The sequence below is a fragment of the Oceanicola sp. S124 genome (assembly GCF_000220565.1).
GTDB lineage: Bacteria > Pseudomonadota > Alphaproteobacteria > Rhodobacterales > Rhodobacteraceae > Pseudooceanicola.
Window position 1 is genome coordinate 1 of sequence record NZ_AFPM01000153.1, and the last position, 20,806, is coordinate 20,806.

22 protein-coding genes are annotated in these 20,806 nt (G+C 67.8%); 8 read left to right on the plus strand and 14 right to left on the minus strand.

Translation table 11 applies throughout. The annotated features are described in order from the left end of the window. Positions 1–173, plus strand: a 173-nt coding sequence (locus OS124_RS26560) for a DUF2798 domain-containing protein (protein ID WP_138919494.1), incomplete at its 5' end; no start/stop codon positions are given. Between the two features lie 107 nt (positions 174–280). Here the strand turns inward: OS124_RS26560 and eno are convergent. The 4 genes from eno to OS124_RS0110405 all read right to left on the minus strand — a co-directional run bounded on the left by eno (position 281) and on the right by OS124_RS0110405 (position 3,981). Then, a complete protein-coding gene (eno, locus tag OS124_RS0110390) occupies positions 281–1,555 on the minus strand; it encodes a phosphopyruvate hydratase (RefSeq protein WP_010139515.1) in 1,275 nt (424 codons plus the stop codon). A 108-nt stretch (positions 1,556–1,663) separates the two neighbouring features. Beyond that, positions 1,664–2,563: a DMT family transporter gene (locus OS124_RS0110395; RefSeq protein WP_010139516.1), complete on the minus strand. Its 900-nt coding sequence runs from the start codon at positions 2,561–2,563 to the stop codon at positions 1,664–1,666. Positions 2,564–2,739: 176 nt separating this feature from the next. Continuing rightward, the gene (locus OS124_RS0110400; RefSeq protein WP_010139517.1) at positions 2,740–3,174 is read right to left on the minus strand and encodes a Fur family transcriptional regulator; all 435 of its coding nucleotides are present in this window, start codon (positions 3,172–3,174) and stop codon (positions 2,740–2,742) included. A gap of 108 nt (positions 3,175–3,282) precedes the next feature. Beyond that, on the minus strand, positions 3,283–3,981 hold the full coding sequence (locus OS124_RS0110405; RefSeq protein WP_010139518.1) for a DNA helicase: 699 nt from the start codon (positions 3,979–3,981) through the stop codon (positions 3,283–3,285). A gap of 302 nt (positions 3,982–4,283) precedes the next feature. Here OS124_RS0110405 and OS124_RS0110410 point away from each other — a divergent pair, with 302 nt between their 5' ends. Then, positions 4,284–6,635, plus strand: coding sequence for an outer membrane autotransporter (locus OS124_RS0110410; protein ID WP_010139519.1), 2,352 nt, complete (start codon positions 4,284–4,286; stop codon positions 6,633–6,635). Between the two features lie 93 nt (positions 6,636–6,728). On the opposite strand, the gene guaA is transcribed toward OS124_RS0110410, so the two are convergent. Then, positions 6,729–8,294, minus strand: coding sequence for a glutamine-hydrolyzing GMP synthase (gene guaA, locus OS124_RS0110415; protein ID WP_010139520.1), 1,566 nt, complete (start codon positions 8,292–8,294; stop codon positions 6,729–6,731). Positions 8,295–8,457: 163 nt separating this feature from the next. Here guaA and OS124_RS24345 point away from each other — a divergent pair, with 163 nt between their 5' ends. Both OS124_RS24345 and OS124_RS0110425 read left to right on the plus strand, forming a co-directional pair. Beyond that, positions 8,458–9,285: a universal stress protein gene (locus tag OS124_RS24345; RefSeq protein WP_010139521.1), complete on the plus strand. Its 828-nt coding sequence runs from the start codon at positions 8,458–8,460 to the stop codon at positions 9,283–9,285. 145 nt (positions 9,286–9,430) lie between these two features. Further along, positions 9,431–10,969, plus strand: a complete 1,539-nt coding sequence (locus tag OS124_RS0110425) for a trimethylamine methyltransferase family protein (protein WP_138919495.1) — start codon at positions 9,431–9,433, stop codon at positions 10,967–10,969. A gap of 4 nt (positions 10,970–10,973) precedes the next feature. Here the strand turns inward: OS124_RS0110425 and OS124_RS0110430 are convergent, their stop codons facing one another. After that, the gene (locus tag OS124_RS0110430) at positions 10,974–11,273 is read right to left on the minus strand and encodes a DUF6477 family protein (protein ID WP_010139523.1); all 300 of its coding nucleotides are present in this window, start codon (positions 11,271–11,273) and stop codon (positions 10,974–10,976) included. A 498-nt stretch (positions 11,274–11,771) separates the two neighbouring features. Between OS124_RS0110430 and OS124_RS0110435 the strand changes: the two genes are divergently transcribed. Further along, complete coding sequence (locus OS124_RS0110435; RefSeq protein ID WP_337459423.1) at positions 11,772–12,623, plus strand: DUF6456 domain-containing protein; 852 nt, start codon at positions 11,772–11,774, stop codon at positions 12,621–12,623. A 164-nt stretch (positions 12,624–12,787) separates the two neighbouring features. Here OS124_RS0110435 and OS124_RS0110440 read toward each other — a convergent pair whose 3' ends face one another. Further along, entirely contained in the window at positions 12,788–13,513 is a 726-nt protein-coding gene (locus tag OS124_RS0110440) for a VIT1/CCC1 transporter family protein (protein ID WP_010139525.1), read from the minus strand. Between the two features lie 164 nt (positions 13,514–13,677). On the opposite strand from OS124_RS0110440, the gene OS124_RS0110445 reads away from it, so the two are divergent. Then, positions 13,678–14,601, plus strand: coding sequence for a LysR substrate-binding domain-containing protein (locus tag OS124_RS0110445; protein WP_010139526.1), 924 nt, complete (start codon positions 13,678–13,680; stop codon positions 14,599–14,601). A 17-nt stretch (positions 14,602–14,618) separates the two neighbouring features. Here OS124_RS0110445 and OS124_RS0110450 read toward each other — a convergent pair whose 3' ends face one another. Continuing rightward, on the minus strand, positions 14,619–15,161 hold the full coding sequence (locus tag OS124_RS0110450; RefSeq protein WP_010139528.1) for a peroxiredoxin: 543 nt from the start codon (positions 15,159–15,161) through the stop codon (positions 14,619–14,621). Positions 15,162–15,418: 257 nt separating this feature from the next. Here OS124_RS0110450 and lipA point away from each other — a divergent pair, with 257 nt between their 5' ends. Beyond that, positions 15,419–16,369 (plus strand): lipoyl synthase, encoded by a 951-nt coding sequence (lipA, locus tag OS124_RS0110455; protein WP_010139529.1) that lies wholly within the window; start codon positions 15,419–15,421, stop codon positions 16,367–16,369. Positions 16,370–16,441: 72 nt separating this feature from the next. Here the strand turns inward: lipA and OS124_RS0110460 are convergent, their stop codons facing one another. The 3 genes from OS124_RS0110460 to hpt form a co-directional block, all read right to left on the minus strand. Then, positions 16,442–17,332: a cytochrome c gene (locus tag OS124_RS0110460; RefSeq protein WP_010139530.1), complete on the minus strand. Its 891-nt coding sequence runs from the start codon at positions 17,330–17,332 to the stop codon at positions 16,442–16,444. Positions 17,333–17,457: 125 nt separating this feature from the next. Beyond that, a complete protein-coding gene (locus OS124_RS27440; RefSeq protein ID WP_168161463.1) occupies positions 17,458–17,622 on the minus strand; it encodes a hypothetical protein in 165 nt (54 codons plus the stop codon). Further along, entirely contained in the window at positions 17,619–18,137 is a 519-nt protein-coding gene (gene hpt / locus OS124_RS0110470; protein WP_040607027.1) for a hypoxanthine phosphoribosyltransferase, read from the minus strand. The genes OS124_RS27440 and hpt overlap by 4 nt, the downstream gene beginning before the upstream one ends. Before the next feature lie 112 nt (positions 18,138–18,249). Here hpt and OS124_RS0110475 point away from each other — a divergent pair, with 112 nt between their 5' ends. Then, complete coding sequence (locus tag OS124_RS0110475) at positions 18,250–18,693, plus strand: type II toxin-antitoxin system RatA family toxin (protein ID WP_010139532.1); 444 nt, start codon at positions 18,250–18,252, stop codon at positions 18,691–18,693. On the opposite strand, the gene OS124_RS0110480 is transcribed toward OS124_RS0110475, so the two are convergent. From OS124_RS0110480 to OS124_RS0110490, 3 genes are read right to left on the minus strand one after another with little or no spacing between them, the layout of a single operon-like run. Further along, the gene (locus tag OS124_RS0110480) at positions 18,684–19,157 is read right to left on the minus strand and encodes a CinA family protein (protein WP_010139533.1); all 474 of its coding nucleotides are present in this window, start codon (positions 19,155–19,157) and stop codon (positions 18,684–18,686) included. The genes OS124_RS0110475 and OS124_RS0110480 overlap by 10 nt on opposite strands. After that, entirely contained in the window at positions 19,154–19,651 is a 498-nt protein-coding gene (locus OS124_RS0110485) for a phosphatidylglycerophosphatase A family protein (protein ID WP_010139534.1), read from the minus strand. The genes OS124_RS0110480 and OS124_RS0110485 overlap by 4 nt, the downstream gene beginning before the upstream one ends. After that, entirely contained in the window at positions 19,648–20,772 is a 1,125-nt protein-coding gene (locus OS124_RS0110490) for a bifunctional 2-C-methyl-D-erythritol 4-phosphate cytidylyltransferase/2-C-methyl-D-erythritol 2,4-cyclodiphosphate synthase (protein WP_029375341.1), read from the minus strand. The genes OS124_RS0110485 and OS124_RS0110490 overlap by 4 nt, the downstream gene beginning before the upstream one ends. Between the last annotated feature and the right edge of the window lie 34 nt (positions 20,773–20,806).

Genomic DNA, 20,806 nt, shown 5'->3' on the forward strand with positions numbered 1-20,806 from the left:
CTGCATGTCGATCCTGCCCTCGGTTTGGCCCGGGCTGGCTGGCGACCTGGATGCAGCGCTGGCTGACCGCCTGGCCGGTCGCCTTCGTCTTCTCGCTGGGGATCGGCCCGCTGGCCTTCCTGCTGGCGGGCAAGAGCCTGGCCATGGCGGGGCGCCTGCGCCCGCGCACCTGAGCGTGTCGCGGGAAGGAAAGTGCACCTGCGAGCCGGGGGCCGTCGCACAAAGCAAAACGCGCCCCGCGGCAGGGCCGGGGGCGCGTGATGCTCCGTCGGGGACGGGCTTACTTCAGGATCGAGCGGCCGGCGTATTCGGCGGTCTCGCCCAGCATTTCCTCGATGCGGATCAGCTGGTTGTACTTCGCCAGCCGGTCAGACCGGGCCAGCGAGCCGGTCTTGATCTGACCGCAGTTGGTAGCGACGGCGAGGTCGGCGATGGTCGCATCCTCGGTCTCGCCCGAGCGGTGCGACATCACGTTGGTGTAGCGGGCGCGATGCGCCATATCGACGGCCTTCAGCGTCTCGGTCAGAGAACCGATCTGGTTCACCTTGACCAGCATCGAGTTCGCCACGCCCTGCTCGATGCCCATCGACAGGCGTGCCGGGTTGGTGACGAAGAGGTCGTCGCCGACCAGCTGCACCTTGTCGCCGATGGACTCGGTCAGCAGCTTCCAGCCTTCCCAGTCATCCTCCGCCATGCCGTCCTCGATCGAGATGATCGGGTAGGCCTCGCAAAGCTGCTTGAGGTACTCGGCGTTCTCGGCCGAGGTCAGGGACTTGCCTTCGCCCTTCATCTCGTACTTGCCATCGACGTAGTACTCGGTCGAGGCGCAGTCGAGCGCCAGGTAGATGTCCTCGCCCGGCTTGTAGCCGGCCTTCTCGATGGATTTCAGGATGAAGTCGAGCGCCGCGGTGGTCGAAGCCAGCTCGGGGGCGAAACCGCCCTCGTCGCCGAGGCCGGTGGACATGCCCGCCGCCGACAGTTCCTTCTTCAGGGTGTGGAACACTTCCGAGCCCATGCGGACGGCTTCGCGGATGTTCTCCGCGGCGACCGGCATGATCATGAATTCCTGGATGTCGATCGGGTTGTCGGCGTGTTCACCGCCGTTGATGATGTTCATCATCGGCACCGGCAGGACGCGGGCCGAGGTGCCGCCGACGTAGCGATAGAGGGGCTGGCCGGTGAAATCCGCCGCCGCCTTGGCCACGGCAAGCGAGACGCCGAGGATGGCGTTGGCGCCCAGGCGGCCCTTGTTGTCGGTGCCGTCCAGCTCGATCATCGCCATGTCGATGCCGACCTGGTCGGTGGCGTCGAAGCCGACGATGGCCTCGGCGATCTCGCCGTTGACGGCCGCCACGGCCTCGAGCACTCCCTTGCCCATGTAGCGTGCCTTGTCGCCGTCTCGCTTCTCGACCGCCTCATGCACGCCGGTGGAGGCGCCCGAGGGCACGGCGGCGCGGCCCATGGTGCCGTCTTCGAGGATCACGTCGACCTCGACCGTGGGGTTGCCGCGGCTGTCGAGAATTTCGCGGGCGTGGATGTCGATAATGGTGCTCATCTGGAAATGTCCTCTGTCCAGGGGCCTTTGCCCCGGGTTGTAGAGTGCGCGGGGCGGCTTGGAAAGGCGGCGGCGCAAAGATTGCGCCACCAGCGGGCAACTGCGGCCCTAGGGCAGCGGATCGGCGCGGCTTTCGGCCAGGATCCGGCGTGCCAGGCGACGTTCGCGCAGGAAGGTATAGAGGCCCGAGCCGAGGATCAGAGCCGAGCCGGCGTAGGTCAGCAGGTCCGGCATCTCTGCGAAGACCAGCGCGCCCATGATCAGGGTGAACAGCAGCCGGGTGTAGCGGAAGGGGGTGACCGCCGAGGCATCGCCGATACGCGTCGCCAGCAGCACCAGGTAGTAGCCCGCCGCCATCGAAAGGAAGGACAGCAGCATCAGCAGCGACTGATGCGCGGTCATGGGCTGCCAGTCGCGGCCCTCGATGGCCAGCAGCACGACTCCGGTCGGCGCCAGGATCGAGAAGGCCAGGAAGGCGGCCACGGTCGAGGGTAGCGCCTCGGGCATCCGTCGGGCCGCCAGGTCGCGCACCGCCACCGAGAGCACCGCGCCAAGCACCAGCAGCGCCTCGGGCTGGAAACCGGAGAGGCCGGGGCGGATGACCACCAGCACGCCCAGGAAGCCGACCACGATCGCCGACCAGCGCCGCCAGCCGACCCTTTCGCCAAGGAACAGCGCCGCGCCCAGGGTGATCGCCAGCGGTGTCGCCTGGAAGACCGCGCCCACGGTGGCAATCGGCACCAGCGCCAGCGCCGAGATGAAGAACAGCGTCGAGAACCCCTCGGCCACGGTGCGGGTGATCACCGCAGGGTGGCGCGACAGCGGCCCCAGCACCGGGCTGCGCTGCCAGAGGCAGATGCCCCCGAACAGCAGGACCCCGCCGAGGCCGAGGAACACCATGACCTGTCCGGCGGGCAAGCTGGTGGTCAGGAACTTGTTGAAGCCGTCCTCGAGGGTGAAGAAGGCCATGGCGAGGATGACGAGGACAATGCCCCTGAGGTTCTGCATCTGGCGGGTCCGGGAATGGGTGTTCGGCCGCCGGTTAGCACCGCGCCCCGCGCGCCACAAGCCGCGCGCGGCCGGGCCCGACGCACAGGCGGGTTCACCGAAAGCGCGGTCCCCGGCTTCGGGCGTGGTGGGCAGTCTCGGTTCAGTGGCTCGGGAAACAGGCGGGCGGGCGCCTCTCACTCACCCGAGTCGGGCGCGGGGCGGACCGGCACGCCGTAAAGCTCCAGCCGGTGACCCTGCAGGCGGTAGCCCAGCTTGGCCGCGATCCTTTCCTGCAGTGCCTCGATCTCCGGGTCGCAGAATTCGATCACCTTGCCGGTGGTCACGTCGATCAGGTGGTCGTGGTGGGCGCGCTCGGCATCCTCGTAGCGGGCGCGGCCATCGCCGAAATCGACCTTTTCGAGGATCCCGGCCTCTTCGAAGACCTTCACCGTGCGGTAGACCGTGGCCAGCGAGATGCGCGGATCGCGGGCATTGGCGCGGGCGTGCAGCTCTTCCACGTCGGGGTGGTCGCGCGACTGGTCCAGCACGTCCGAGATCACCCGGCGCTGCTCGGTCATGCGGAGGCCGGCGTTCTCGCAACGGTAGCGTATCGTGTCTCGCTTGTTCATCGGCCTCACGCGCGTTGGTGGACCCCTTTTTCTCAGGTCCGGCGCGATGCGGCAAGCGCTTATAGGGCGACCGGCGCGCGGGGCGCCGCCGGTCGCCGGATCGCCCGGTCAGCGGGCGGTCATGTGCAGCCGTCCGCCCTGCAGGAAGCAGTGACGGGTGAACAGCGCCGGATCCAGCCGGTTCGGCAACCGCAGGTCGCCGACATCGGGCAGGGGCCTCGTGGCGGGGTCATAGTGGCGGTCGATCTGGGACAGGGCGCAGAGGATCACGCCGCTGGCTTGCGCGAAGGCGCGCAGCGCGGTGACCTGCCGGGCCAGGTCGGGCTTGTCGCGGCGCTGGTCCAGCAATTGCAGGTAGTCGATGACCGCCAGGCTGCCCGCCGGTGCAAGCCTCAGGGCGGTGATGATGTGGCTGGCCGAGATCTCGTCCGAGGTGTCGATGGCAATCGCCTCGGGCGTGCCCCCCTCGCCACGGATGCGGGCCGCAGCCTGTGCGGCGCTGTCCTCGAGGGTGAACAGATGGGCGCCGCGCCCCTCGGCGGCGGCGGCGATCAGCATCTGCACGGCGGTCAGGGTCTTGCCCTGTTGCGGGCGCGCGGCCAGCAGGAGCAGGTCGCCGGGGTGCAGCTGGCCAAGCAGAGCCGCGCCCGGCGGCGTCTCGGCGGCACGGGCGGCCAGCTCGGACCAGCGGGCATAGCCCTCGGCGCGGGCCAGCCGGTCAAGGGCACGGGACAGCGGGATGCCCTCGGTGCGGGCGGTCAGCCGGGCCTGGCGTTTCAGTCGGAATATCGGGGCGGACAGGTGCATATCCGGAACCTCCTGGCAGATCGTCTACGCAACCCCTCCGCATGCGTCGGTCCACCATGGGTCCGCAAGATCAGTTGCCCCACATGTCGCATGTTTCCCCGTCGGAGGGAGGAGGCGCGGGCCGAGCCTGGACCGAGAGTGCCCGCGCCGTCCCGCGCCTGCAAGCGATTCCCGGCCCGGCCGCGGGGCTTCCTGTTGCCGCGAAACCATAGCCCGTCGCCTCCGTACGGACTGTCATGCGCCTGTTACCATTCCCGCGCAGGGGGAGGACGGGACTGATCACTGACATTCGGGGGAACACCATGTCCAAGACCACCACGCGCGTTTCCATCCTTGCCATGCTGGCCGTCGCGCCCTGGCTGGGCGCGGTGCAGGCAGAGCCGATTGCCGCCGCCTGCGATCCCTCGGCCCCGGAGGACGGCGAGAGCGTTCTCTGCCTCGGCACCGGCCCCGGCATTGTCGACGACGCGCTGGACGAAGCCGAGATTACCGTCGCCGAGGGCGCCGAGATCACCGACGGCGGCGACCAGGCCTTCCTGTTCAAGGACGAGGTGACGCTGACCAACTACGGGTCCATCCGTTCGGACAATGACCATGCCATCGAGGGCGATGACGAGGCCTCGATCACCAACGAGGGAAGCATCCTCAGCACCGACAAGGATGCGATAAACCTCGACAACGACGCCTATGTGGGCAACTCGGGCAGCATCCAGGGCGATGACGAGGGCCTGCAGCTTGGCAAGGACGCCGAGGTGATCAACGCGGGCAGCATCATCGGTGGCGACAATGCGATCACCGCCGAGGAAGGCCTCGAGCTGACCAACCAGGACGGCGGCGAGATCACCGGCCAGGACGAGGAGGGCGACGGCATCGCGGTCTCCTACTCGGACGAGGATGACCCCGACTTCGACGAGCTGGCGACCTCGACGGTCAGGAACTACGGCGAGATCACCGGCGGCGACCGTGGCGTCGACATCTTCGGCAACGGCATCGTGCTGAACTACGCGGGCGCGACCATCACCGGCCAGAACAGCGACGGTGTGCGCGTCGAGGACGGGCTGATCGAAGTGACCAACTGGGGCGTGATCGACGGCGATGACGAGGCGATCCAGGTCGGCGACGACGCGGTGGTGATCAACCACGGCACGCTCTGGTCCGGCGACAAGGGCATCCAGGCCGAGGACGGCGCGACGATCACCAACACCGGCACGATCAATCCCGGCACCGAGGGCATCGAGGCGGGCGACGATGCCTATATCCTCAACACCGGCACCATCAACGCCAGCGACGATGCGATCAACGCCGGCGAGAACGCCGAGATCCTCAACCGGGGCGACCTGCTGGTCGACGGCGACCAGGACGGCATCGACATCGACAGTGGCACGGTGACGAACTACGGCCGCATCATCTCCTACGGGTCCGAGGACGGCATCGACTTCGACGCCTCCGAGGTCGAACTTTCGACGATCACCAACTACGGCCTGATCGAGGGCGAGATCGGCATCAACGTCGAGCTGGGCGACCATGATCCGGCCAACACCATGTCGCAATACGTGGTGAACCACGGCACGATCACCGGTCGCGGCGGGCTGGCGCTGCAACTGGGCGCGGGCGATGACACGCTGGAACTCTACTCGCTGGACATCAACGGCGATGTCGACCTGGGCGAGGGCGAGGACAGCCTGATCGTTCATTCCACGGTTCGCGACGGGGTGGTGACTTTCATCTCGGATCCCGAGGATATCGACCTGAGCGATGCGCCGAACGCCGTCTATGACGACCTGACCCTGGCCGTCGCCTCGACCGAGTCCTTCGCCGGTCTCGACACTGTGCTGACCGGGCAGGTCGCGGGCTTCGGCAAGTCGGTGCTGGGCTTCTCTGGCACCTCGGCGCCCGAGGGCGTGCTGTCCTTCATGTCCGCTCCGGCGGGCAGCTTCTGGGCCGTCGGCTCGGCCGGTGTCTTCGAGGGGCAGGGCAATGGCCGCCTGACCCTGGGCCGTGATTTCGCCAGCTATGGCCTGTTCCTGTCCTGGGGCAGCGTGCACACCGACGTGGCCTCGGATCACGAGATGGATCACCGCAGCGCCCTGGTCGGCCTGCGCAGCGGCAAGGTGCTGGCGGGCGGCACCCAGGTCGATGCCATGGCCTACCTAGGGTTCGGGCGTCTCGACATGACCAGCGCGGCCAGCGCCAGCGGTGACGGCAGCACCGATACCCGCAGCTTCGGCCTGGCGGCCTCGATGGCGACGGCGCCCAGCGAGGCGGGTCTGTCCTTGGTCGCCCGCGCCGGGATCGAGCGTCAGCACATCGACGGCTACAGCTCCAGCGGCCTTGGCGGCGCCAGCTTCGGCGACCGCAGTGTGACCGCCGGCTACCTCTCGGCAGAGGTCCAGCTCTACCGCACGCTCTCGGGCGGCAACAGCGTGACGCCCTTCCTCGGGGTGGATGTGCTCTTCACCGATGGCGAGGATGTCACCATGACGCTGGGCACTGACAGCACCCGCTTCTCGACCGGCGGCGACGACGTCTACGGCCTGCTGACCCTCGGCGCCGAACTGGGCAGCCCGGGCAGCCCCTGGTCGATGCGCATCGAGGCACAGCTGGACGAGAACGGTGACACCGGCGCGCAGGTCACCGCCGGTATCCGCTTCTGAGACAGGCGACGGGCGGGTTTGATCCCGCCCGGCCCCCGGAACGAAAAAGGCGCCGCGATCCCTCGCGGCGCCTTTGCATTGGTTCGAGGCGGATCACTCCAGCTCGATCGTCCCCGGGGGCTTCGACGTGCAGTCGTAGAACACGCGGTTCACGCCCTTCACTTCGTTGATGATCCGGGTCGAGGTCTCGCCCAGGAATTCATGGGTGAAGGGGTAGTAGTCGGCGGTCATCCCGTCGACCGAGGTCACGGCCCGCAGCGCCAGCGCGTAGTCGTAGGTGCGGCCATCGCCCATCACGCCCACGGTGCGCATCGGCAGGATGGCGGCGAAGGCCTGCCAGATCTCGTCGTAGAGACCGTGCTTGCGGATCTGGTCGATATAGACCGCGTCGGCCTTCTGCAGGATCGCCAGCTTGTCGCGGGTGATCTCGCCGGGGCAGCGGATCGCCAGGCCGGGCCCGGGGAAGGGATGGCGGCCGATGAAGCTTTGCGGCAGGCCCAGTTCGGTGCCAAGCGCGCGCACCTCGTCCTTGAACAGCTCGCGCAGCGGTTCGACCAGCTTCAGGCCCATCTTCTCGGGCAGGCCACCGACATTGTGGTGGCTCTTGATCGTCACCGAGGGGCCGCCGGAGAAGGAGACCGACTCGATCACGTCCGGGTAAAGCGTGCCCTGCGCGAGGAAGGTCGCATCCTCGATCTGGCTGGCGTATTTCTGGAAGACGTCGATGAACAGCTTGCCGATGGTCTTGCGCTTCACCTCGGGGTCGCTGACCCCTTCCAGCGCGCCGAGGAACAAGTCGCTTTCATCCGCGTGGATCAGCTTGATGTTGTAGTTGTCGCGGAACATCTTCACGACTTCTTCGGCCTCGTTGAGGCGCAGCAGGCCGTGGTCGACGAAGACGCAGGTCAGCTGCTCGCCGATGGCCTCGTGCAGCAGGATCGCGGTGACCGAGCTGTCGACGCCACCCGAAAGGCCGCAGATGACATGGGCCGAGCCGACCTGCTCGCGGATCTTGGCGATCATCTCTTCGCGGTAGGCGGCCATGGTCCAGTCGCCGGAGAAGCCCGCATCGCGCACGAAGTTCTCGTAGAGGGTCGCGCCGTTCGGGGTGTGGTGCACCTCGGGGTGGAACTGCACGGCGTAGAAGCGGCGCTCGAGATCGGCGGTGATGGCGAAGGGCGCGCCGGGCGAGGTGCCGTAGACCTCGAAGCCGGGGGCGATCTTGCTGACGTGGTCGCCGTGGCTCATCCAGACCTGTTCGCGGCCCTCGAGGAACCAGCCGTTCAGCAGGTCGATACGGGCCTCGCCGGGCTGCACGTAGGCGCGGCCAAACTCGGCGGTGTGGCTTTCGCCCGCTTCGACCATGCCGCCGAGGTCCTGCATCATGACCTGCTGGCCATAGCAGATCCCCAGGATCGGCACGCCGAGGTCATAGACCTCTTTCGGCGGGCGCGGAGAGCCTTCGCGCACCACGCTGTCGGGCCCGCCCGAGAAGATCACGGCCTTGGGCGCGAACTCGGCCAGGAAGGCGGCAGTGACCTTCTGGTAGGGGTGGATTTCGCAATAGACCTTCAGCTCCCGCAGGCGACGCGCGATCAGCTGCGTGACCTGGGACCCGAAGTCGATGATGAGGAGGCGGTCATGGGATGTCTGGATCATGTCCACGCCATAGAGCGCGAGGGCCCGCTAGGCAAGATGTCGCGTGCCCGGCGGGGGCGGCGCTGCGGCAGTGCGTAGCAGTTGAACGCCCCGGCGATGCTGATAGCCTGTCGGGCGTGTTAAAGGTGCCGTGGTTCTTCCCCCGATTGCAAAGGATATCGTCGTGCCCAAGTCCATTCTCGTTGCCTCCGATCTCTCTGTCCGTTCGGAACGCGCCCTGCGCCGGGCCTTCATGCTGGCACGCGTACAGGACGCCGCGCTGACCGTGCTGAGCATCGTCGACCAGGATCTGCCGGAGCGCATCGCCGCCCGCACCCGCGAGACCGCCATGGAAGAGCTGGAACTGCTCTGCCAGGCCATCGACGCCGATCTGGAGGTGACCCTGCTGGTCGAGATCGCCGATCCGTTGCAGGGTATCCTGGCGGTGGTGAAGCGCATCGGCGCTGACCTGCTGGTGCTGGGCACGCACCGCGAGCGGCCGGTCTGGGACCTGTTCTACGGCACCACGATGGAACGGATCGTGCGGGCCTCCAGCCTGCCGGTGCTGCTGGTACATGACGCCCCGCTGGCGCCCTACGGCAAGGTGCTCTGCGGCATCGACATGTCGCCCGCCTGCGCGGCGGCGCTGACTGCGGCGGCGGCAATCGCTCCGGCGGCGCAGTTCAGGACCTTCCATGCGGTGCATATCCCGTATCGCGGCCTGATCGCCCGCTCGGGGCATCCCGAGGCGCTGGAGCCCTTCCTGACCGAGACCCGCAGCGCCCTGCGCGACTGGTGGGACAAGACCGACCTGCCGGAGGGCTGCGCCTGTCCCGACCCTGTGGCCGCAGGCCGGACAGAGCTGATGACCCGCCTGCTGGACCAGGAAAAGCCCGATCTCGTCGCCATGGGCGCCCATGGCCGCAGCCCGCTGTCGCCGACCCTGCTGGGCGGCTTCACCGAACAGACCCTGCGCGAGCCGCCGACCGATATCCTGGTCACCCGCCGCTAAGAGGCCGGGTGGACCCGCATCGGTGCCGCTTTTGGGATATGTATGTCGCTTTCGGTCGCCCTGTGCCGTTTGCGGCAGAGGGCGCCACGGCTGCGGCCGCTAGGATGAGGGGCAAATGCGCGAGGGGAGGCGGGACGACATGACCATGGCAGCAGGGCAGGGTTCGGGCGGGGGCGAAGGTGGGGGCACGCAGGACGCGGCGCCCCGGGCCCGGACCGTGGATGGCGTGCCCGTGATCCGGCGCGCGATTCCCGACCTCGAAATGCTGCCGGTCGAAGCGCTGGAGATCATCGAGACCAATGCCGAGACGGTGCTGGAAGAGGTCGGCGTCAATTTCATCAACAATCCCGGTGCCTTGGCGCGCTGGCGCGACGCGGGGGCCGATGTGCGCGGCGAGCGGGTGCATATCCCGCGCGGCCTGGCCCGCAAGCTCTGCGCCACCGCGCCCGCCCGGTTCACCCAGCTGGCGCGCAACCCCGGACGCTCGGTCGAGATCGGCGGTCGCGGGCTGGTGCTCGCCCCGGTCTACGGTCCGCCCTTCGTGCGCGATCTCGACGGCGGGCGCCGCGATGCCACCCTCGAGGATTTCTGCAACTTCGTCCGGCTCGGCTACATGTCGCAATGGCTGCACCATTCGGGCGGGACGCTCTGCGAGCCGACGGACGTGGCGGTGAACAAGCGCCATCTCGACATGCTGCACGCCCATATGACCCTGTCCGACAAGCCCTTCATGGGGTCGGGCTGGAACGCGTCGCGGGCCGGGGACTGCATCGAGATGTGCAAGATCCTCTTCGGCGCCGAGGTCGCGACCTCGCAGCCGGTGATGACCTCGCTGATCAACATCAACTCTCCGCTGACCTTCGACGACGCGACGATGGAAACGCTGGAGGTCTATGCCACCAACATGCAGGCGACGATCCTGTCGCCCTTCATCGTCGCCGGTGCCATGGCGCCGGTCTCGGTGGTCGGGACGCTGACGCAGGTGCTGGCCGAGGTCATGGCCGGGGTGGCCTATGCGCAGCTGGTGCGCCCCGGCGCGCCGGTGATCTTCGGGGCCTTCGTCACCTCGATCGACATGGCCTCGGGGGCGCCGACCTTCGGCACGCCGGAAGCCAGCCAAGTTCTCTATGGCGCCGGCCAGCTGGCGCGTCGCCTCGGGCTGCCCTTCCGTTCCGGAGGCGGGCTGTGCGGGGCGAAGCTGCCCGATGCCCAGGCCGCCTACGAAAGCGCCAACACGCTGAACGCCTCGCTTCTGGGCGGGGTGAACTTCATGCTGCATGCCTGCGGCTGGCTCGAGGGCGGTCTGGTCGCCTCGTTCGAGAAGTTCGTGCTGGACGCCGACCAGCTTGGCGGGCTGCACCGGCTTGCTGCCGGGGTGCCCCATGATCCCGCCGCGCAGGCCATGGAGGCGATCCGCGAGGTCGGGCCGGGTGGTCATTTCCTGGACTGCGAGCATACGCAGCGCCATGCGCCGACGGCCTTCTGGCGCAGTGACGTGCTGGACAACAGGCCCTTCGAAACCTGGGCCGAGCAGGGCGCCCGCGACAGCCAGCAGCTGGCCGCCGAGCGGGTGCGCGCGTTGCTGGCAAGCTACCGCCAGCCCGCCATGGACCCGGCGATCGCCGAGGAACTGGCAGCCTTCGTTGCGCGCCGCAAGGCCGAGCTGTCCGACGCGCCGGCCTGAGCGGTCAGGCCTCTGGCAGGCCAGTCGTGGTGGCCATCAGCCTTGCCTCGGCGATCAGGGCCGACAGAAGGCGCACGTGGCGCAGCGAAGAATAGGTCGTCGCGCCCTCGCGGCGCAGCTGCTCCAGCTCGGCTTCGCGTCCCATCAGATCCAACGCGGCAGCTCCGTGCCGGCGCGGCGCGGGCCCGCCGATCAGCCCCGGCAGGTGGCGGTCACGCTGGTAGTCCTCGGCGGCCATGCGGGCAGCCTTGACCAGTAGTCCCGGGCGCTTCAGCTGCGCCAGCATTGCATTCAGATCCTGCATCGTCACACCTCCTGCAGCGTCGCGGATCGCGACCGGGAGATGCTTGCACAACCTATTGGGGTGTTGCGTCCGGCGCGGAGTCGCGAACGGTGCCGCAAGAATAGTTTATGGTTTCGAAACAATGGTTGAGGGCGGGGTTAACAATTAACCTTTATGAAACCTTAACGCCTGACCTTGTGGATAAGCTGGGGATAACCCGGGTTAACGAGACTGCCGAACGAGACCGATATGAGCCCGACAGAGCATTGCGATGTCCCTGTGGCGAGCGGATTGCCCCCCTGGGTTCCGACCGCCGCGCGCCATTATCTTTGCCACACGGAACGCGGAATTCCGATCCGGCAACTGGCGCGGGAAGCAGGCTGCCACCCGTCGACCGTGCTGCGCCAGATCCGGCGTTTCGAGACGATGCGGGACGATCTTCTCGTGGATTGCGCCCTTTCCCGGCTTGGGAGGGATGGGGTCTCGGCGGGGTCGGGCCAGACACAGGACCGCTCGACGATGAAGACTGCTGCCAGGGACGACTTCCAGACACCGATCACCGACACCATCCTGCGGCGTGATGCGCTGCCGGTGCTGCGCCATCTCGCGCGGCCCGGCACCGTGCTGGCCGTGGCGCAGGACATGGACAAGGCCGTGGTGGTCAGGGACCGCATCGACGGCTCTCCCGACCGGCTCGACGTGGTCTCGCGTCAGCTGGCCGAGGCCATGGCGCTGAAGGATTGGATCAGCTGCAAGAGCGCCGGGCGCGTGGCGCGCTACAGCATTACCTCGCAGGGGCGTGCGACCCTCAACACCTTGATCGCAAAAGCTGAAAACGCCGCCCGCGGATTTGCCGAGGGCATGGCCCGGTTCGACATGGGCGACGAGGGCGCAGGGGCGGAGAGCGCCGAGGATCTGACCCGTGGCCGGGGCTGGGCCAGTGACACGCCGGTCGCCGCCCTTGCCCGTCGCCGCGATCGCGACGGCCAGCCCTTCCTGCGCAACGAACTGGTTCGGGCGGGAGAGCGCCTGCGCGAGGATTTCGAACTGTCCCAGATGGGGCCGCGCGTCACCCAGGACTGGGACCGCTTCCTGACCGCCGGGGCGAGCGAGTCCCGGGGCGCGGGCGGTGGGACGCCGATGCGCGGCGCCGAGGCCGCTGGCGCGCGGGTCGCGGCGGCGCTGCGCGACCTCGGGCCGGGCCTGGCCGACGTGGCCCTGCGCTGCTGCTGCCATCTCGAAGGGCTCGAGACCGCCGAGCGCAAGATGGGCTGGTCGGCGCGGTCGGGCAAGATCGTCCTGCGCATCGCGCTTGAACGTCTTCATCATCATTACGCGGGCCTGCCGCAGGAAAGCCGGATGATCGGCTGACAGGGGCCGCGGCGACCCGTCGAATCTGTCGCTGATGCGCGTCATTTGTTAGGCGAGATTAACATGGGTCCCGAGACGGTCGGGGCCCGTGGGTCTTTCTGTTTCGAATCTCAAAACAAAGTCTGCCGATTGTCCGCAGTGCGGGGCATGGCCTTCGTCGTCGCTCAGCCCCCGACCAGCAGGCCGACGCCATAGGCCACCAGGGCGCAGGCGGTCCCGACGGCGATGGTCTCGCCGAGGGTGCGCAGCAGCCGCTCTCCGGTGGCGTTCCAGCGCAGCAGGCCAAGTGCGGTCAGGGCCGCCAGGGTCGTGCAGATCGAGGCAAGGAAGGTGCCGCCGGTTGGCGCATGAAGGAAGTAGGGCACCAGCGGCGCGGCGCCGAAGGCCAGGAAGCTGAGGAAGGTCACCAGCCCGTTGACCGCCGGGCTGTCCTCCTCGGGGTCATGCATCCCGAATTCGTAGGTCATCATCAGGTCCGCCATGATTGAGGGGTGATGCACCATGATCTCGGCTGTGGCATGGGCGTCCTGCTGCGACAGGCCGCGCTGGCGCAGGATCACCTCTAGCTCGTCGCGCTCCTGGTCGGGATTCTCGGCGATCTCGCGCAGCTCCAGCTCGCGGCGCGCATGGTAGAGGTCGCGATGCGCGCGGCCCGACAGGAATTCTCCCAACCCCATCGAGACGGCATCGGCGAACAGGTTCGCCAGCCCGAAGACCAGCACCGCAAGGCCGCCGATCTGGGCGATGCCATCGGCCTGGGCGCCGGCAAAGCCCGAGACGATGGCGAAGGTGGTGACGATGCCGTCATTGCCGCCGTAGACGATCTGGCGCAGGTACTCCTGCGCGCGCCCCAACTGATGCGCCTCGCGCCGGTGTGTTGCCCAGTCCATCCGGATCCCGCCTCATCTCGCCACTCACTGCCTGTTGCGGGCATACCCCCGGACCCGACAGGGGCAAAGCGCGAACGACTCGCATCAGATTGCAGCGCGGTTATACCCCCCCCTGAGTGATAACTTATGATTGCCGGCGGATGGGATTGTGATAGCTGGTCATTATGAACATCACCATCCGCCAGCTGTCCTACTTCCGCTCCCTCGCCACGCATCGCAACTTCGGTCGCGCGGCCGAGGCGGTGCATGTCTCGCAACCCGCGCTGTCGGTGCAGATCCGCGAGATGGAGGATGCCCTTGGGGGGCAACTGGTCGAGAGGCGGGCCCGCGATGTGGCGTTGACCCCCTTCGGGCGGCTGGTGCTGGCGCAGACCGACAAGGTGCTGGCCGAGGTGCGGGCACTGAAGGACCTGGCGCGCTGGAACGGGGGCCTCGCCGGAGAGCTGCGCCTTGGCATCATTCCCACCATCGCGCCCTACCTGCTGCCGCGCGCGCTTGGCGCGATCCGTGCCGAGGACATCGGGCTGGTGGTGCAGGTGCAGGAGGGCAAGACGGCGCGCTTGCTCGAGGACCTGCAGGCCGGGCGGCTGGATGCGGTGGTGCTGGCGCTGCCGCTGGAGAAGGACAAGGGGTTGGTGATAGAACCGCTGTTCGAAGACCGTTTCGTCCTGGCCGGGACTGCCGCCCGGATCACCGCGCTGGACGGGCGCGAGGACAGCCTGCGCCCCGATCACATCGGTCCCGAGACCCTGCTGCTGCTCGAGGATGGCCATTGCCTGACCGAGCAGGCGCTCGAGGTCTGTGGGGGCGCGCAGGAACATGGTCAGATCAACATGGGCGCCTCGTCTCTGTCGACGCTGTCGCGCCTGGTCGCGGCGGGCTTCGGACTGACGTTGCTGCCGGAACTGGCCGTGCCGCGGGAAGCCGAGGGGCTGGAGCTGCGCCGGTTCGGGGGCCGCGAACCCGCGCGGCAGGTGGCGCTGGTGCGGCGCGAGTCCTCGATCGACGACGGATGGTTCCGGACGCTGGCACAGATCCTCGCGCAGTCCGGGCAGGAGATCACCGCCGAGGTGCGCGCCGCCCTCTGAAGGGCGGCGCGGCGGGGTCAGGCCGCAGCGCGGGCCGCTTCCAGGTGGGCCAGAAGCGTCTCGGGCGAGGACTGGCCGTAAGGATCTTCGCCGTGGTTGTCGCTGATGCCGGGCTCTTCGAACCAGGCCTCGACGATGCCGTCGTTGATCACGGCGGCATAGCGCCACGAGCGCAGGCCGAAGCCCAGGTTGTCCTTGTGCACCAGCATGCCGACGCGGCGGGTGAACTCGCCCGAGCCGTCGGGGATCACCTTCACGTTGGCGATACCCTGAGCCTTGGCCCACTGGTTCATGACGAAGCTGTCGTTGACGGACATGCAGTAGATCTCGTCGATGCCGAGGTCCTGGAACTTGGCGAAGTTGTTCTCGAAGCCGGGCAGCTGGTAGGTCGAGCAGGTCGGGGTGAAGGCACCGGGCAGCGAGAACAGGATGACGCGCTTGCCGGCGAAATAGTCCTCGGTGCTCATGTCCTGCCAGCGGAAGGGGTTGGGGCCTTCGATGCTGTCGTCACGGACGCGGGTGCGGAAGGTCACCTGGGGGAGTTTCGAGCCGGGCTGCATGGCATCATCCTTTCTTATGGAAGCGATAAGTCGAGGGTTTGTTAGAATTGTTCCAAGCGCGGTGCAACCCGACTTCCGCGCCGCAGCATTTCAGTAGCGCGAAAAAATGTCCTGAATTCAAAATCGTATACGGAGAGCTTCGCAGTCTTTCTGCGACTGCATGGCAGGCATTCCGGAAATGCAGAACCGACATGCGCAACTGGTCCTTTTCCGTGCGCCTCGCTATGATAGCCGTCAGCCCGTAAGAGGAGCCAGACATGCGTGATCTCAAGATCCCCGAGCAGCGACACCCGGAAAAGGCACATCGCCCCGACAATGCCCAGCCGAAGAAGCCGGCCTGGATCCGGGTCAAGGCGCCGACCTCGAAGGAATACAACGAGACGCGCAAGATCATGCGCGACAACAAGCTGGTGACGGTCTGCGAAGAGGCGGGCTGCCCCAATGTCGGCGAATGCTGGTCGCAGGGTCACGCCACCATGATGATCATGGGCGAGATCTGCACCCGGGGCTGCACCTTCTGCAACATCGCCACCGGCCGCCCGGATGCGCTGGACGCCTTCGAGCCGGGCCGCGTCGCCCATGCGGTCGAGAAGCTGGGTCTGAACCACGTGGTGATCACCTCGGTCGACCGCGATGACCTCGAGGATGGCGGCGCCGAGCATTTCGCCCAGACCATCCGCGCCGTGCGGCACCGCTCGCCCAGGACCACGATCGAGATCCTGACGCCCGACTTCCTCAAATGCGCCCCCGAGGTGCTGGAAACCGTGGTCGAGGCGCGTCCCGACGTGTTCAACCACAACCTGGAAACCGTGCCCGGCCTCTACCAGGAGGTCCGCCCGGGTGCCCGCTACTTCCATTCGCTGCGCCTGCTGCAACGGGTGAAGGAGCTGGATCCGACGATCTTCACCAAGTCCGGCATCATGGTCGGCCTGGGCGAGGAACGGCCGCAGGTGCTGCAGGTGATGGACGACATGCGCGCCGCGGACATCGACTTCATGACCATCGGCCAGTACCTGCAACCGACGCCCAAGCACCATGCGGTGGCGCGCTTCGTCACCCCCGAGGAATTTGCCAGCTACGAGAAATCGGCCTTCAACAAGGGCTTCCTGATGGTCTCGGCAACGCCGCTGACACGCTCGTCCTACCATGCGGGCGACGACTTCGCCCGCCTGCGCGAGGCGCGGTTGAAGAAACTGGGACTGGGCTGAGCCCGCCCGGCACGGACGTGAACGCGAAACGGGGCGGCCAGGGGCTGCCCCGTTTGCGTTTCGCCCCGTGCTTCACTCGACCGCGGGCACCGCGCTGACATAGGCGGCGATGGCGGCGCGATCCTCGGGGGCCAGTTTCGAGGTGTTCTCGATCACCGCCGCCATCTCTCCGCCGGCGACATCGAAGTCCGGCGTGAAGCCCGAGGCGAGGTATTCGGCGATTTCATCGGCGCTCCAGCCGAGGCCGCCGGGGGTGATGTTGGGGATGGTGCCCTGACCAGAGGGATTGGCCGCGCCGCCCAGCCAGCGCCCCTTGTCCAGTCCGCCAAGCGCGTTGCGGGGCGTATGGCATTCGGCGCAGTGGCCAAGCGCCTCGACCAGGTAGCGCCCGCGTGCCAGCTCATCGCTGTTGACCTGCTCCATGACGAAATCATCGCTGAAGAACAACAGCTTCCAGCCCCCAAGGGCGCGGCGGATGTTGAAGGGGAAGCCCACATCGTGATCCCGGCTGGCGGTCTCGGCGGCGGGCAGGGTGGCGAGGAAGGCGCGCAGATCGGCCACGTCCTGCGGCTGCGCCTTGGCGTAAGAGGTATAGGGGAAGGCGGGATAGTAGTGCTGCCCGGCGGGCGAGACGCCGCGCATCATGGCATTGGCCAGGTCGGCAACGGTCCAGGCGCCGATGCCGGCCGTCTCCGAGGTCGAGATATTCGGCGCATAGAAGGTGCCGAAGGGGCTGGCGAAGGCCTGCCCGCCGGCAAGGATCAGCTTGTCCTCGCCCTCGGCACCCGGTGCGGCATGGCAGGAGGCGCAGCCACCGGCGTGGAAGATCGCCTCGCCGTGGACGGGATCGCCGGTCAGCCCGGCGGTGACCTCCGGGTCCAGCGGGTCAGGGGCTGTCAGCACCCAGCCCGCTGCCGCGGCGATGAGGATCAGGACGACGAGGCTTGCCAGGACCTTGCGCATCGGGCCCTCCTTCCGCTGGCCGGGCACGTGGCCCTTTGCAGCAGGGTTACCCGCATGACGCCACTTCGCAACAGGGAATTTCTGACGATGGCGTGACAGGACGTGGCCTGCCGCCCGGCGCGCCCTCAGCGGCGCGGCAGGCGCTCGGGGGTCAGCCAGTCGGGAAAGCCGAACAGCTGCTCCAGCCCCCAGATCGCTAGGCAGATCGCCACCACCGCCGCCACCAGCAGCACCCGCCCCTCCGAGGGCGGGTTGCGCACCCAGCGGACGGCGCGCAGCAGCCAGATCATGCGTCGTCGGTGAAGCGCACCTTGCCGATGAAGGGCAGGTTGCGGTTGCACTGGGCGTAGTCGATGCCGTAGCCGACGACGAATTCATCCGGGATCTCGAAGCCGATCCAGTCCGCCTTCATCTCGGCCTCGCGTCGCGAGGGCTTGTCGAGCAGGGCGATCGTGCGGATCCGCGCCGGTTTGCGCGACCGCAGCAGCCCCATGACGTGCTTCAGCGTATGGCCCGTGTCGACGATATCCTCGACCACCAGCACGTTGCGGCCTTCGATCTCGCCGCGCAGGTCCTTCAGGATCCGCACTTCGCGCGAGCTTTCCATGGCATTGCCGTAGGAGGAGGCCTCGAGGAAGTCGACCTCGACATCGCGGTCCGCCAGCTCTCGGGCCAGGTCGGCGATGAACACGAAAGAGCCGCGCAGCAGCCCCACCACGACCAGCCGCTCGTCGGCGGGGAACGTGGCCCGGATCTCGTGGCAGAGTGCCTCGATACGGGCGGCGATCGTCTTTGCAGAGATCATTTCGTCGATGACATATGGACGCGTCACGGTCTTCCCCCTTGAATGTCGCGGCCTACTATAAGACATCCAAACACCAGCAGAAACCAGAACCTACGGGAAGCCTCAGCCCTTCATGCCGACCCATGCCGAAACCCGCAAGCTGCCCTACAGCGCCCAGCAGATGTATGATCTGGTGGCCGATGTGGGGGCCTATCCCCAGTTCCTGCCATGGTGCGCAGCGGCCCGGATCCGGTCCCGCACGCCCGAGGGCGATCACGAGGTGATGGCGGCGGATCTGGTGATCTCGTTCAAGGTCTTCCGCGAGAAGTTCGGCAGCCGCGTGGTGCTCTGGCCCGGGCAGATGAAGATCGACACAGAGTACCTCGACGGGCCCTTCCGCTACATGAAGTCGAACTGGGCATTCCGCGACGCCCAGGGCGGCTGCGAGGTCGATTTCTTCGTCGATTTCGAATTCAAGAATGCCGTGCTTCAGGGGATCATCGGCATGGTCTTCAACGAGGCCATGCAGCGCATCGTGCGCGCCTTCGAGCGCCGCGCCGCAGAGCTTTACGGCTGAAGCGCACGGAGCAGCAGTTTCAGCGCATGGTCGGTGGCCGCCGCGCGCACGCTGGCGCGGCCCAGTGGCGCGAAGTCCATCTTGACGCTCTCGATCCCCTCGGGAGTGGCGATGGCAAGGCAGACCCGGCCTTCCGGATCCTCGCCCGAGGGCCCGGGCCCGGCAACGCCGGTGGTGGCCACGGTGATATCCGCGCCAAGGGCCGCGCGGGCGCCCAGGGCCATGGCGCAGGCGACCTCTTCCGAGACGACGCCATGGCTCGCGATGACCTCGGGCGGCACGCCCAGGACGGCCTCTTTCACCGCGACGGCGTAAGAGACCACGCCCCCCATCACCACCGATGAGGACCCGGGCACATCGGTCAGCGCCGCGGCGATCATCCCGCCGGTGCAGCTTTCGGCCGTGCCGAGGCTGAGGCCGCGCGCCCGCGCCGCCGCGATCACGGAGGCGGCCAGGGTGCTCATGCCATCAGCACCAGGTGCGACAGGGCGGCAAGCGCGACCACGACCACGGCGGCGAAGACACCGGCGATCAGGTCGTCCAGCATCACACCCAGGGCGTCATTGCGCCGGTCCGCCCGGCCGACCAGCCAGGGTTTCCAGATGTCGAAGAGGCGGAAGGCCAGGAAGGCCGTCACCCAGCCCGGCCAGAGCGCCGAGAGCGGGGCCCCGACATGGGCCGCGCCGAGAGAGACCGGCAGGAAGGCGACGAAGATGCCGACCACCTCGTCGACGACGATCTCCGAGGGGTCATGATCGGTCTTGCCCGCGGTCTCGGCCTTCACGGCCCAGAGGCCCGCGACCCAGACCACGACCAGGGCCACCGCCAGCAGCAGCGGACCGCCCAGCCAGTGCAGCAGCACCGCCAGCGCCAGCCCGGCAGCGCTGCCCCAGGTGCCCGAGGCGGGTTTCAGGTAGCCGGTGCCGCCGACCGTCGCGATGAGGGATGTCAGTGTCATGTTCTTGCCAGCAGGGCCGTCGCGATGGACGCGATCCCCTCCTTGCGCCCGGTGAAGCCGAGCCGTTCCGATGTGGTTGCCTTGACCGAGATGCGCCCGGGTTCCAGCCCGGTGATCTCGGCCAGGCGGGCCTGCATGGCCCCGGCATGAGGCCCGATCTTCGGCGCCTCGCAGATGATGGTGCAGTCGATATTCGATATGGCGTAGCCGCGCGATGCGGCAAGTTCGACGGCATGCTTCAGGAAGATGTCGCTGGCGGCATCCTTCCACTGCGGATCCGACGGCGGGAAGTGGCGCCCGATGTCGCCCTCGGCCAGCGCGCCGTAGATCGCATCCGTCACCGCATGCATCGCAACGTCGGCATCGGAATGGCCCAGCAGGGCGCGGTCATGGGGGATCTTCACGCCACAGAGCCAGACCCCGTCGCCCTCGGTGAAGGCATGCACGTCATAGCCATTGCCCAGTCTGATATCCATTTGGCCTCTCAGTATCTTTTCGGCCCGGGCAAAATCGCCGGGGTGGGTGATCTTCAGGTTCTCTTCGGCGCCTTCGGTGATGGTGACGGCGATGCCCGCGGCGCGGGCGACCTCGACGTCATCGGCGGCGCCGCCGGGATGGGCGGCATGGGCGGCCAGCAGCGGGGCAAGACGGAAACCCTGCGGGGTCTGCGCCCGGAACAGCCCGTCGCGCGGGGCGACACCGGCCACGGCACCCGCGTCGCCTCGCCAGAGCGCATCGGTCACCGGCAGCCCGGGGGCGGCGGCCTCGGCCTCTCGCAGGGCCGCGCGGACCCCGGCGATGACCGGCTGCGGCACGCAGGGGCGCGCGACGTCATGGATGAGCACATTGTCCACGAGATCGGGATCCAGCGCCGCCAGCCCGGCCCGTACCGAAGCGTCACGGCTTGCGCCACCGGCCACGCGCAGGATATCCGGGGGCAGGGGGATCTCCATGTCCTCGGGGTGGAGAACCACCACGATCGGCGCCAGTCCCGCCGCGCGGATCGCGTCGATGGTCCAGTCGGCCACCCGGCGACCGGCCAGCGGCTGCCATTGCTTCGGCTCTGCGCCCCCGGCCCGGGTGCCCCGGCCGGCGGCGACGATGATCGCGGCATCGCGCATCGGCTGCCCTCTCTGAACCCGTCCTCTGGGCAGA

Coding starts and splice junctions, on each gene's coding strand:
- eno (WP_010139515.1), bottom strand. CDS start 1,555: ATGAGCACCATTATCGACATCCACGCCCGCGAAATTCTCGACAGCCGC.
- OS124_RS0110395 (WP_010139516.1), bottom strand. CDS start 2,563: ATGCAGAACCTCAGGGGCATTGTCCTCGTCATCCTCGCCATGGCCTTC.
- OS124_RS0110400 (WP_010139517.1), bottom strand. CDS start 3,174: ATGAACAAGCGAGACACGATACGCTACCGTTGCGAGAACGCCGGCCTC.
- OS124_RS0110405 (WP_010139518.1), bottom strand. CDS start 3,981: ATGCACCTGTCCGCCCCGATATTCCGACTGAAACGCCAGGCCCGGCTG.
- OS124_RS0110410 (WP_010139519.1), top strand. CDS start 4,284: ATGTCCAAGACCACCACGCGCGTTTCCATCCTTGCCATGCTGGCCGTC.
- guaA (WP_010139520.1), bottom strand. CDS start 8,294: ATGATCCAGACATCCCATGACCGCCTCCTCATCATCGACTTCGGGTCC.
- OS124_RS0110425 (WP_138919495.1), top strand. CDS start 9,431: ATGGCAGCAGGGCAGGGTTCGGGCGGGGGCGAAGGTGGGGGCACGCAG.
- OS124_RS0110430 (WP_010139523.1), bottom strand. CDS start 11,273: ATGCAGGATCTGAATGCAATGCTGGCGCAGCTGAAGCGCCCGGGACTA.
- OS124_RS0110435 (WP_337459423.1), top strand. CDS start 11,772: ATGAAGACTGCTGCCAGGGACGACTTCCAGACACCGATCACCGACACC.
- OS124_RS0110440 (WP_010139525.1), bottom strand. CDS start 13,513: ATGGACTGGGCAACACACCGGCGCGAGGCGCATCAGTTGGGGCGCGCG.
- OS124_RS0110445 (WP_010139526.1), top strand. CDS start 13,678: ATGAACATCACCATCCGCCAGCTGTCCTACTTCCGCTCCCTCGCCACG.
- OS124_RS0110450 (WP_010139528.1), bottom strand. CDS start 15,161: ATGCAGCCCGGCTCGAAACTCCCCCAGGTGACCTTCCGCACCCGCGTC.
- lipA (WP_010139529.1), top strand. CDS start 15,419: ATGCGTGATCTCAAGATCCCCGAGCAGCGACACCCGGAAAAGGCACAT.
- OS124_RS0110460 (WP_010139530.1), bottom strand. CDS start 17,332: ATGCGCAAGGTCCTGGCAAGCCTCGTCGTCCTGATCCTCATCGCCGCG.
- OS124_RS27440 (WP_168161463.1), bottom strand. CDS start 17,622: ATGATCTGGCTGCTGCGCGCCGTCCGCTGGGTGCGCAACCCGCCCTCG.
- hpt (WP_040607027.1), bottom strand. CDS start 18,137: ATGATCTCTGCAAAGACGATCGCCGCCCGTATCGAGGCACTCTGCCAC.
- OS124_RS0110475 (WP_010139532.1), top strand. CDS start 18,250: ATGCCGACCCATGCCGAAACCCGCAAGCTGCCCTACAGCGCCCAGCAG.
- OS124_RS0110480 (WP_010139533.1), bottom strand. CDS start 19,157: ATGAGCACCCTGGCCGCCTCCGTGATCGCGGCGGCGCGGGCGCGCGGC.
- OS124_RS0110485 (WP_010139534.1), bottom strand. CDS start 19,651: ATGACACTGACATCCCTCATCGCGACGGTCGGCGGCACCGGCTACCTG.
- OS124_RS0110490 (WP_029375341.1), bottom strand. CDS start 20,772: ATGCGCGATGCCGCGATCATCGTCGCCGCCGGCCGGGGCACCCGGGCC.